Source organism: Streptomyces swartbergensis (assembly GCF_002148965.1).
Taxonomy (GTDB): domain Bacteria; phylum Actinomycetota; class Actinomycetes; order Streptomycetales; family Streptomycetaceae; genus Streptomyces; species Streptomyces swartbergensis.
The window spans coordinates 1-10,387 of sequence record NZ_NGFN01000302.1 but is presented as its reverse complement, the minus strand read 5'-3'; the positions used below and the strand labels follow the sequence as shown (position 1 = coordinate 10,387).

The window sequence follows — 10,387 nt, the reverse complement described above, 5'->3', positions numbered from 1 at the left end:
GCCCCGCACCGCCCCACTGTCGGCGCCATCCCGATCGACCCGGACGACAACGTGGTCGCGATCTTCAGCAGCGCCGTCCGCAAGGGCCGCTGGCGCGCGGGCCGCCGTATCCACGCGTACGCGATCTTCGGCAGTGTCGAGATAGACCTCAGCGAGGCGCTCTTCGACCACCAGCAGGTCATGATCAAGTCGTTCTCGGTCTTCGGCAGCGTCGAGATCCGCGTCCCGGAGAACGTGTCACTGCGCGGCATGGGCGGCGGCGTGCTCGGCAGCTTCGAGGTGGACACGCTCGACTCGGGCGAACGGGAGGCCCCGATCGTCTACGTCGACGGCTGGGCCGTCCTGGGCAGCGTCGAGGCGCGGCCCCGGCGCGGCAAGGTCGTCGCGGACATCCTCGACCGGGTGCAGCGCAAGGTCGACAAGGGTTTGCGCAAACACCTGAACCATTGACGGTCGCGAATCCACCGGGATCCGGAGCAAATCGGTCCACCGGTGACGCCGCACAACGGAAGCCGAAGACGAGGGCGAAACCAGCGCTTCGGAACTCAGTGCATAGGCGCGCGCACAGCGGGTAGGCCTTGCTGCATCGTCTCTCGCTCGCGAAGCCGTCGTCAGGAGTAGACCGTGCTGCAACCGCCGCATTCGTCCCTGGTAGCTGCCGTTCCGGCCCCGCGGGTGCCAGCGCGAGACAGGGACCAAGACGCCCCGTGGCACACCGAGGCGGTGTGCCGGCGCGACGAGGCGGGCCTTTTCTTCGCCCCCTCCAAGGAGCCCACAGCCGCCCGGCTCTCCCGGGAGGAGGCGGCGAAGCGGGTCTGCGCCCGCTGCCCAGTGATGGTCGAATGCCGCGAGCACGCCCTCCTCCAGCCCGAGCCCTACGGCGTCTGGGGCGGCCTCACCGCCGCCGAACGCCGCGTGGTCCTGGCCCGGCGCCGCCGCCGCGACGTGGAACTGAAGAAGGCGGCCCGCTCGGCGAGCACCATAGCCGCGGCAGGCTGACCAACACGCGCGACGAAAGGGCGCCCCCACCGCACCGGGGGCGCCCTTTCGTCGCGGGATGAGCTGCCCGAGCCCCACCCCTGTGCGCGCTACTTCCCCTTGTCGAAGTCGATCGCGCTGTAGGCCCGCAGCTTGCTCAGCCGGTGCTCGGAATCGATCCTGCGCACCGTGCCCGACCGCGACCGCATCACGATCGAGTCGGTCGTGGCGGTCTCGGCCCGGTACCGAACCCCGCGCAGCAGCTCCCCGTCGGTGATCCCGGTCGCCACGAAGAACACGTTCTCCCCGGTGACCAGGTCCTCGGTCGTCAGGACCCGGTCGAGATCATGCCCCGCGTCGATCGCCCGCTGCCGCTCCTCGTCGTCCTTGGGCCACAGCTTGCCCTGGATCGTGCCGCCCAGGCACTTCACCGCACACGCCGAGATGATGCCCTCCGGCGTACCGCCGATGCCGAGCAGCAGGTCGACGCCCGTGCCCTCGCGCAGCGCCAGGATCGAGCCGGCCACATCGCCGTCGGAGATCAGCTTGATGCGCGCACCGGTCTCCCGGATCTCGTTGATGATGCCCTCGTGCCGCGGCCGGTCGAGGATCACCACGGTCACGTCCTCGGGCGCGGACCGCTTGGCCTTGGCGACCCGGCGGATGTTCACCGACACCGGCGCGTTGATGTCGACGAAGTCGGCGGCCTCGGGCCCGGTGACGAGCTTGTCCATGTAGAAGACGGCGGACGGGTCGAACATGGACCCGCGCTCGGCGGCGGCCAGCACCGCGATCGCGTTGGTCATGCCCTTCGCGGTCAGCGTGGTGCCGTCGATCGGGTCGACGGCGATGTCGCACTCGGGCCCCGTCCCGTCGCCCACGCGTTCCCCGTTGAACAGCATGGGGGCCTCGTCCTTCTCGCCCTCGCCGATGACGACGACGCCGTTCATCGAGACGGTGGAGACGAGGGTCCGCATGGCGCGCACCGCGGCACCGTCGGCGCCGTTCTTGTCACCCCGTCCGACCCAACGGCCCGCGGCCATCGCCGCTGCCTCGGTCACCCGGACCAGCTCCAGGGCGAGGTTGCGGTCGGGGGCCTCGGAGGGCACATCGAGTTCGGACGGCAAGTGATGATTCTCGGTCATCGGAGCGCACCTTTCTGTACGACGACGGCCGGATGAGGGTGTTGTCGACCGACTCTATCGCCGAGCCCGCAAAATGAGCAGGGGACCCCACGGATGAGCGCATCGGAGACCTGCGACGATAGGGGGGTGGCAGGCACGAACGGCAAGCAGAAGACGGCGCGGGACATGATCCTCTCCATGGGTGTCATCGTCCTCGTGGCGGGCGTCATATACCTCTTCATCCCGCACGACGACAGCGCGCCCGACATCAAGCGCGTCGACTACCGGGTCGAACTGCTCACGGCACGCCGGGCCGCCTCGTACCCCGTGGCCGCGCCCCAGGGCCTGCCCGACACATGGAAGGCCACCTCCGTCCGCTTCCAGGGCGACGAGTTCGACGCCTGGCACCTCGGCTTCCACGATCCCGAGGGGGAGTACGTGGCCGTCGAGCAGTCCACTCAGCGGCGCCCCGTCTTCGTCGACGAGGCGACCCAGGGCGCGCGGGAGACCGGGAAGACCGAGAAGATCGACGGCCGGACCTGGACCCGCTACGAGGGCGGGCGGTACGACGCGCTGGTCCTGGAGGGCACCAAGGGCTCGACGACGGTCGTGACGGGCACCGCGTCGTTCGCGCAGCTGACGAAGATGGCGGACGCGCTGAAGACGGAGTGAGACTCCGCACACACGCGGTGCACCCGTACACAGGGAGCGCACATGGAGAAGGCCCCCGGCGTGGGCAGGTGTACCGGGGGCCTATCTCGTGTCCGTCGGTCAGACGGTCGTGACGACCTGGTCGAACTCCAGGCGCGGGGAGCGCGGGTACCAGGCGTCCGGGCCCGGCCGGCCGATGTTGACGACCATCAGCGGGGTGTGGTCGTCGTCCAGGAACTCCTTGCGTACGCCCTCGAAGTCGAAGCCGGTCATCGGGCCGGCGGCGAGACCGGCGGCGCGGACGCCGACGATGAAGTACGCGGCCTGGAGGGCGGCGTTCAGCGTGGCGGCGTTCTCGCGGGCCGGGCGCTCGGCGAAGAAGAGGTCCTTGGCCTGCGGGAAGGCCGGGAAGAGGTGCGGCAGCTCCTCGTGGAACTCGTTGTCCGCGGAGAGGATCGCGACCAGCGGGGCGGCGGCCGTCTTGGGCTGGTTGCCCTCGGCCATGTGCCGCACCAGGCGCTCGCGGGCCTCGGGGGAGCGGACCAGGGTGATGCGCAGGGGGGTCTGGTTGAAGGCGGTCGGGCCGTACTTGACCAGGTCGTAGATCGCCTGAACCTGCTCGTCGGTCACCGGCTCGTCGGTGAAGGTGTTGGCGGTGCGGGCCTCGCGGAACAGCAGGTCCTGCGCGGCGGGGGCAAGGACGAGAGACATGGGTGAACCTTCTGAACCTTCTCGAGCGGGTACGTCTGATGGCCCCGACCGTACGGCAGTAAAGTTCAACGTTCAACCAAATCTGGGGTGTCGTGTCTCACCTCACAGTGAACCGCCCGTGCTGCCCCGCGCCCGCTTCGCTACTCCGCGTCCGCCTCGTCCGAGGTCTCCTCCGCCAGCGCCGCGTCCAGCCGCGCCCGCGCCCCGTCCAGCCAGCGCCGGCACACCTTGGCCAGCTCCTCGCCGCGCTCCCAGAGCGCGAGGGACTCCTCCAGCGTCGTACCGCCCGCCTCCAGGCGGCGCACGACCTCGATCAGCTCGTCCCGCGCCTGCTCGTACCCGAGCGCCTCGCTCATGCCCGGTGTCTCATCAACCTCGCTGGTCATCCATCCACCCTATGTGTCCACTCGTACGGAGAACTCACCCTCGGAGACCCGCGCGCGCAGGGGCTCACCGGACGTCACCTCGCCCGGGTCGCGGACGGCGTGCCCGTCCGCCTTCTGGAGCACGGCGTACCCGCGCTTCAGGGTCGCGGCGGGGGAGAGGGCCACCACGCGCGCGTGCGTGTGCGTCAGCTCCGAGTCCGCCCGGTCGAGCTGGTGCCGCAGACAGCGCCGGCCCCGGTCGAGCAGGTCCGCCACATGGTCGGCGCGCTCGTCGATCATCCGGTGCGGATCCTCTATCGACGGGCGCGCCAGGGCGTGGGCCAGCCCGCGCTCCTCCCGCTCCACCAGCGCCGCCACGCACCGCCGCGCCCGGTCCCGCAGCAGCCGCACGCGCTCGTACTCCTCGCCGACGTCCGGCACGACCTTCTTCGCGGCGTCGGTCGGGGTGGAGGCGCGCACGTCGGCGACGTGGTCGAGGAGCGGATTGTCGGGCTCGTGCCCGATCGCGGACACCACGGGCGTACGGCACTGCGCGACCGTCCGGATCAGCTGCTCGTCGGAGAACGGCAGCAGGTCCTCCACGCTGCCGCCGCCGCGCGCGACGATGATCACGTCCACGTCCTCGATCGCGTCCAGCTCCTTCACGGCCTGCACGACCTGCGGCACGGCGTGCACGCCCTGCACGGCGACGTTGCGCACCTCGAAGCGCACGGCCGGCCAGCGGTGCCGGGCGTTCTCCAGCACGTCCCGCTCGGCGGCCGAGGCTCGTCCGCACACCAGCCCGACGAGCTGCGGCAGGAAGGGCAGCGGCTTCTTCCGCTCCGGCGCGAACAGGCCCTCGCGCGTGAGGGCCTTCTTCAGCTGCTCCAGACGCGCGAGCAGCTCACCGACCCCGACGGGCCTGATCTCGGCGGCCCGCAGCGACAGCTGCCCCCGCGGGGCGTACCACTCGGGCTTCGCCAGGACGACGACCCGGGCGCCCTCGCTCACCACGTCCGCGACGGCGTCGAACACCTGCCGGTAGCAGGTGACGCTGACGGAGATGTCGTACGAGGGATCCCGCAGCGTCAGGAACACCACACCGGCACCCGGCCGCCGCGACAACTGCGTGATCTGCCCCTCGACCCACACCGCCCCGAGCCGGTCGATCCACCCCCCGATGAGCCGCGACACCTCACCGACGGGGAGCGGGGATTCCGGAGACGTGTTCACAGCCATGCCCGCGAGAGTAGTGGCCCCCGCTGACAACGCGGCCCACCGCCCGGCGGCGCCGTTTCCCGGCCGCCGGACTCGGCCCGGCCATCCGGTGAGKCCGGGGGGTTGCGCAACCCGGCGCTGCGGGGTGCCGCTGCGCCCACCCTCCCCCAAGCTCCCGGCTTCGCTCGAGCAGGGGGACCCCCATCGMCCATCCGTGCCGCCCCAAGCGGCACGACTGCCCGCAGCTGAGCCGACCCAGGGGCGCGGGGCACTGCGCGACCAGCCACGACGGGCCCGCACCCGGCACAGCACAGGCACCCAACGGCGCGACCCCCTGCTTGCCGGCGTTCCGCCTTCGCGCCCCTCACTCACATCGTGCCCTGTCAGTCTCCCCGGGGACTCCACACGGATGCGATCTTCGACCCGGCGAACGCGGCCTTACGATGGGACGCATGTCTGCTTCGCCTGGCCGCCGTGTCCTGCTCGCCGCCCCCCGTGGCTACTGCGCGGGTGTGGACCGCGCCGTGATCGCCGTCGAGAAAGCCCTGGAGCAGTACGGCGCTCCGGTCTACGTCCGGCACGAGATCGTCCACAACAAGTACGTCGTGCAGACCCTGGAGAAGAAGGGTGCGATCTTCGTCGAGCAGACGGAGGAGGTGCCCCCGGGGAACATCGTCATGTTCTCCGCGCACGGCGTGGCCCCGGTCGTCCACGAGGAGGCCGAGCGCGGCCGCCTCGCCACCATCGACGCCACCTGCCCGCTCGTCACCAAGGTCCACAAGGAAGCCGTCCGCTTCGCGAACGAGGACTACGACATCCTCCTGATCGGCCACGAGGGACACGAGGAGGTCATCGGCACCTCCGGAGAGGCACCCGACCACATCCAGCTCGTCGACGGGCCGGGCGATGTGCAGAAGGTCGAGGTCCGCGACCCGTCCAAGGTCGTCTGGCTCTCCCAGACCACCCTGTCCGTCGACGAGACCATGGAGACCGTCGACGCCCTGAAGGAGAAGTTCCCGCAGCTCATCTCGCCGCCCAGCGACGACATCTGCTACGCCACGCAGAACCGCCAGCTGGCCGTGAAGCAGATGGGCGCCGAGTCGGACCTGGTCATCGTGGTCGGCTCCCGCAACTCCTCCAACTCCAAGCGGCTCGTGGAGGTCGCCAAGATCGCGGGAGCGCGCGCGGCGTACCTGGTGGACTTCGCCGACGAGATCGACGAGGCCTGGCTGGAGGGTGTCTCCACGGTCGGCGTCACCTCGGGCGCCTCCGTCCCGGAGGTCCTGGTCGAGCAGGTCCTGGAGTGGCTCTCCCAGCGCGGCTTCGAGGACGTCGAGATCGTCAAGGCGGCGGAGGAGTCCATCACCTTCTCGCTGCCCAAGGAGCTGCGCCGCGACCTGCGCGAGGAGGCGACGGCGCTGGTCGCCGAGCGCCGTGGCGCCGGAACCGGTGAGGATTCCGGGGAGTGATCGGGGAGCCGCTGGGCGGGGATCGCCGTCCGGCCGGTGACCGTCAGTCCCTCGTCGTAACGTAGGGCCATGCAGATCTTCGGTGTGGACATCGGCGGTTCCGGGATCAAGGGTGCCCCGGTGGACCTGGACAAGGGCGACCTGGCGCAGGAGCGCCACAAGGTCCTCACGCCGCACCCGGCCACGCCCGACGGGGTGGCCGACGGCGTCAAGCAGGTCGTCGACCACTTCGGCTGGACGGGCCCGGTCGGGGTCACGTTCCCGGGCGTGGTCACCGACGGAGCCACGATCCGGACGGCGGCCAACGTCGACGACAGCTGGATCGACACCGACGCGCGCGTGCTGCTCGGCGAGCGGCTGGGCGGGCTGCCGGTGACGGTGGTGAACGACGCGGACGCGGCGGGCGTCGCCGAGATGAACTTCGGCGCCGGCCGCGGCCGCCGCGGCACGGTGATCGTGCTCACGTTCGGCACGGGCATCGGCAGCGCGGTCTTCGTCGACGGCGTCCTGGTCCCCAACACCGAGCTGGGCCACCTGGAGCTCGACGGGCACGACGCGGAGAAGCGGGCCTCCAGCAAGGCCCGCGAGGACCACGACATGACGTGGGAGCACTGGGCGGTGCACCGCGTGCGCCCGTACCTCGCCCACGTCGAGATGCTGTTCTCGCCGGAGCTGTTCATCGTCGGCGGCGGCGTCAGCCGCAAGTCACAGAAGTTCCTGCCCCACATCGAGGGCATCAAGGCGGAGATCGTCCCGGCGCAGTTGCAGAACAACGCGGGGATCGTGGGGGCGGCGATGCGGGCGGCAGGGCATTAGAGCTGGGGCGTCGGCACACCGGAGCTGAGGCGTCACACCGACGGGCAAGCCCCGGCTGTCATACGGACGGACGCGCCCCGGCCGCCGACCGCCGCCGGTGCACCAGCCGGATCCGCCGGGCGATCACGATCAGCCCGGCGATGAGCGTGCCGCCGTACAGCCACCCGGCCTGCGTGGCGAGCGCCGTCACCAGCCCCATCAGCTTGCCGCCGGTCCCGCCGTCGCCGTCCGCCACCGGCAGCAGTCCCACGGCGAAGGCGATCGGCACGACGACGGGCGCGATCATCAGGTCCGCGCGGCGGACCCAGACGGCGGTCAGCACGCACACCGGCAGGAACAGCACCCCGTACGCCGTCAGCGACGCCCCGAACAGCACCGCGCAGAGCCCGCCGATCAGGAACATCACCAGCGCGCAGAACAAACCGCTGCCCAGTCCGGTCAGCCGGGGGTTCGGCATCCTCGCCGCGGCGGGTGCCGGCGCAGGGGGAGGCCGCCGTACGGCCGCCGGGCGGCGCTGGGGCCCCGGCTGCCGGACCGCTCGCACCGCCCCGCCGCCCGCTCCTCGTCCCGCCTGCGGCGGCAGGGACGATCTCGGCCGGTCACGTCGCGGTCCGTACTGGGCAGGTCGCGTCCTGTATTGCTCCACTGCACCAACTTAGGTCGTTCAATATGCCGAATAGCCCTTCAGACACGCCGTGGATCGAGGCTTGGCCAAGCGTTCGATACGCCGCCGGGGCGGTTTCGGGTACGCCGTAGACTGGTGGATCGGCCGGTCCTCTGGCCCTCTGGCCCTCTCCACTCACGGGAAGTCGCAACGTGTCGCTCACGATCGGAATCGTCGGTCTGCCGAATGTCGGCAAGTCGACCCTGTTCAACGCCCTGACCAAGAACGACGTGCTGGCGGCCAACTACCCGTTCGCCACCATCGAGCCGAACGTGGGCGTCGTCGGCGTCCCCGACCCGCGGCTCGGCAAGCTGGCCGAGATCTTCAAGTCGGAGCGGATCCTCCCGGCCACGGTCGACTTCGTCGACATCGCGGGCATCGTGCGCGGCGCGTCCGAGGGCGAGGGCCTGGGCAACAAGTTCCTCGCGAACATCCGCGAGTCCGACGCGATCTGCCAGGTCATCCGCGCTTTCAAGGACGAGAACGTCGTGCACGTCGACGGCAAGGTCTCGCCCAAGGACGACATCGAGACGATCAACACCGAGCTGATCCTCGCGGACCTCCAGACCATCGAGAAGGTCCTGCCGCGTCTCCAGAAGGAGTCGCGGATCAAGAAGGACATCCAGGCCAAGGTCAAGGCCGTCGAGGAGGCCAAGGAGATCCTGGAGAAGGGCGACACGCTCTTCGCGCACGGCATCGTGCAGGGCAGCGAGCGCGCCGAGCTCCTGCACGACCTGCACCTGCTCACGACCAAGCCCTTCCTGTACGTCTTCAACGTCGACGAGGACGAGCTGGTCGACGAGGACTTCAAGAACGAGCAGCGCGCCCTGGTCGCCCCCGCCGAGGCGATCTTCCTCAACGCCAAGCTGGAGGCGGACCTCGCCGAGCTCGACGATGACGAGGCCCTCGAACTCCTCCAGTCCGTCGGCCAGGAGGAGCCCGGCCTCGCCACGCTCGCCCACGTCGGCTTCCGCACCCTCGGCCTCCAGACCTACCTCACGGCCGGCCCCAAGGAATCCCGCGCCTGGACCATCAAGAAGGGCGCCACGGCCCCCGAGGCCGCCGGCGTCATCCACACCGACTTCCAGAAGGGCTTCATCAAGGCGGAGGTCATCTCCTTCGACGACCTGATGGAGACGGGTTCGGTGGCGGAGGCCCGCGCGAAGGGCAAGGCGCGCATGGAGGGCAAGGACTATGTGATGCAGGACGGGGATGTCGTGGAGTTCCGCTTCAACGTGTGAGCGGATGAAATAACACCACGTCGCTGACCAGGCAAACGTGCAGTTCAGAAGGGGCCGGGCTCTCAGGAGCCCGGCCCCTTCGTCGATCCCGTGCTGGATGGGTGCTGGATATTCTGACGCCGGATCAGCCGGGATCAGGTGTCGTAGACGGTGGAGCGATGCCCGACGTGTACGACCCACACCACCAGCTCTCCGTTGTCGATCGCGTAGACGACTCGGTAGTCGCCGACTCGCAGTCGGCGGCGTTCCGGCTGTGACACGAGCGCGGTGGTGTTGAAGCCGAGGGGATCGCTCTCCAGCTCGGTCAGCTTGGCCAGGATGCGCAGGGCCATGTCGCGAGGGATCTTCCGAAGTTCGGCCTGAGCCTCGGGGCGGAAGACGGTTCGGTACTCACTCACCGCGCGCCAGCGTCTCCCTCATGATGTCCTCGATCGGGATGCCGGGTGCCGGATTGGCCATGCGCTCGTCGATGATCCGGTTGATCTCGCGCTCTTCCCATTCCTGGTACTTGCGCAGCACCTCGATGGAGACGACGGCGGCGACTTCCTTGCCTCGGCGCGTGATCACCGTGGGCACGTCGTCGCGGTCCGCGCGCTCGACGACTTCCGCCAGGTGGGCGCGGACGTCGCGGATGGACTCTATGGGCAGTGGCTGCGTCATGCGCTCAAGCGTACTCAGTGTCTCATGTGTACACAACGCGCGTGGTTGCTGCAGTCGGATGAGCGTCCCATCGTCGCGGTCGGTGTGCTGGATGTGCTGGATGAATCCCGACCGTGCTGGATGGGTGTTGGAAAACCACGTCGAGAAACGAGCAAGCGGTAACGAGCTGGTCACACGTTGAAGCGGAATGCTCAAGACAGCGCTCTGAGCTGCGGAAACAGTGCTGTGGTGTTGAAGCCGAGCGGATCGCTCTCAAGCTGGGTCAGCTTGGCCAGGATGCGGAGCGCCATATCGCGTGGAATCTTGCGCAGTTCGGCCTGCGCCTCGGGCCGGAAGGCGGTTCGGAACTCACTCACCGCGAGCCGGCGTCTCCCGGCTGTGGCGGCCAAGAGACTGCTCCTGCGTGTGGGTCCTCGGTCAGAGGGTGAAGACGATCTTGCCGAAGTGGGTGCCCGATGCCATGCGGGTGAAGCCCTCGGGGGCCTGGGGC

General features: G+C 69.7%; 13 protein-coding genes and 1 pseudogene. 6 read left to right on the top strand and 8 right to left on the bottom strand.

Annotated features, from left to right (window positions below):
• Both CA983_RS33710 and CA983_RS33705 read left to right on the top strand, forming a co-directional pair.
• Positions 1-450, top strand: a 450-nt coding sequence (locus tag CA983_RS33710) for a LiaF domain-containing protein (RefSeq protein ID WP_086604581.1), incomplete at its 5' end; no start/stop codon positions are given.
• Between the two features lie 174 nt (positions 451-624).
• The gene (locus CA983_RS33705; protein WP_086604580.1) at positions 625-999 is read left to right on the top strand and encodes a WhiB family transcriptional regulator; all 375 of its coding nucleotides are present in this window, start codon (positions 625-627) and stop codon (positions 997-999) included.
• 89 nt (positions 1,000-1,088) lie between these two features.
• Here CA983_RS33705 and glpX read toward each other — a convergent pair whose 3' ends face one another.
• Positions 1,089-2,123: a class II fructose-bisphosphatase gene (gene glpX, locus CA983_RS33700; protein ID WP_086604579.1), complete on the bottom strand. Its 1,035-nt coding sequence runs from the start codon at positions 2,121-2,123 to the stop codon at positions 1,089-1,091.
• Positions 2,124-2,249: 126 nt separating this feature from the next.
• Here glpX and CA983_RS33695 point away from each other — a divergent pair, with 126 nt between their 5' ends.
• Complete coding sequence (locus tag CA983_RS33695; protein ID WP_086604578.1) at positions 2,250-2,774, top strand: DUF4245 domain-containing protein; 525 nt, start codon at positions 2,250-2,252, stop codon at positions 2,772-2,774.
• 99 nt (positions 2,775-2,873) lie between these two features.
• On the opposite strand, the gene CA983_RS33690 is transcribed toward CA983_RS33695, so the two are convergent.
• The 3 genes from CA983_RS33690 to xseA all read right to left on the bottom strand — a co-directional run bounded on the left by CA983_RS33690 (position 2,874) and on the right by xseA (position 5,068).
• A complete protein-coding gene (locus CA983_RS33690) occupies positions 2,874-3,464 on the bottom strand; it encodes a malonic semialdehyde reductase (protein ID WP_086604577.1) in 591 nt (196 codons plus the stop codon).
• A gap of 140 nt (positions 3,465-3,604) precedes the next feature.
• On the bottom strand, positions 3,605-3,850 hold the full coding sequence (locus CA983_RS33685) for an exodeoxyribonuclease VII small subunit (protein WP_086604576.1): 246 nt from the start codon (positions 3,848-3,850) through the stop codon (positions 3,605-3,607).
• 9 nt (positions 3,851-3,859) lie between these two features.
• Positions 3,860-5,068 (bottom strand): exodeoxyribonuclease VII large subunit, encoded by a 1,209-nt coding sequence (gene xseA / locus CA983_RS33680; RefSeq protein ID WP_086604575.1) that lies wholly within the window; start codon positions 5,066-5,068, stop codon positions 3,860-3,862.
• Positions 5,069-5,490: 422 nt separating this feature from the next.
• On the opposite strand from xseA, the gene CA983_RS33675 reads away from it, so the two are divergent.
• Positions 5,491-6,516, top strand: a complete 1,026-nt coding sequence (locus CA983_RS33675; protein WP_086604574.1) for a 4-hydroxy-3-methylbut-2-enyl diphosphate reductase — start codon at positions 5,491-5,493, stop codon at positions 6,514-6,516.
• A 69-nt stretch (positions 6,517-6,585) separates the two neighbouring features.
• Complete coding sequence (gene ppgK / locus CA983_RS33670) at positions 6,586-7,332, top strand: polyphosphate--glucose phosphotransferase (RefSeq protein ID WP_086604573.1); 747 nt, start codon at positions 6,586-6,588, stop codon at positions 7,330-7,332.
• Between the two features lie 58 nt (positions 7,333-7,390).
• Here ppgK and CA983_RS33665 read toward each other — a convergent pair whose 3' ends face one another.
• Positions 7,391-7,978 (bottom strand): DUF6542 domain-containing protein, encoded by a 588-nt coding sequence (locus CA983_RS33665; RefSeq protein WP_086604572.1) that lies wholly within the window; start codon positions 7,976-7,978, stop codon positions 7,391-7,393.
• Positions 7,979-8,148: 170 nt separating this feature from the next.
• Between CA983_RS33665 and ychF the strand changes: the two genes are divergently transcribed.
• Positions 8,149-9,237 carry a redox-regulated ATPase YchF gene (gene ychF / locus CA983_RS33660; protein ID WP_086604571.1) on the top strand — a complete coding sequence of 363 codons (1,089 nt, stop codon included), beginning with the start codon at positions 8,149-8,151 and terminating at the stop codon, positions 9,235-9,237.
• A gap of 134 nt (positions 9,238-9,371) precedes the next feature.
• Here ychF and CA983_RS33655 read toward each other — a convergent pair whose 3' ends face one another.
• From CA983_RS33655 to CA983_RS33645, 3 genes and pseudogenes are all read right to left on the bottom strand, one after another.
• On the bottom strand, positions 9,372-9,635 hold the full coding sequence (locus CA983_RS33655; protein WP_086604570.1) for a type II toxin-antitoxin system RelE family toxin: 264 nt from the start codon (positions 9,633-9,635) through the stop codon (positions 9,372-9,374).
• Complete coding sequence (locus CA983_RS33650; protein WP_019434848.1) at positions 9,628-9,897, bottom strand: type II toxin-antitoxin system Phd/YefM family antitoxin; 270 nt, start codon at positions 9,895-9,897, stop codon at positions 9,628-9,630. The genes CA983_RS33655 and CA983_RS33650 overlap by 8 nt, the downstream gene beginning before the upstream one ends.
• Before the next feature lie 209 nt (positions 9,898-10,106).
• Positions 10,107-10,253 (bottom strand): annotated as a pseudogene (locus CA983_RS33645) (type II toxin-antitoxin system RelE family toxin); the annotation flags it as partial.
• Positions 10,254-10,387 lie beyond the last annotated feature (134 nt).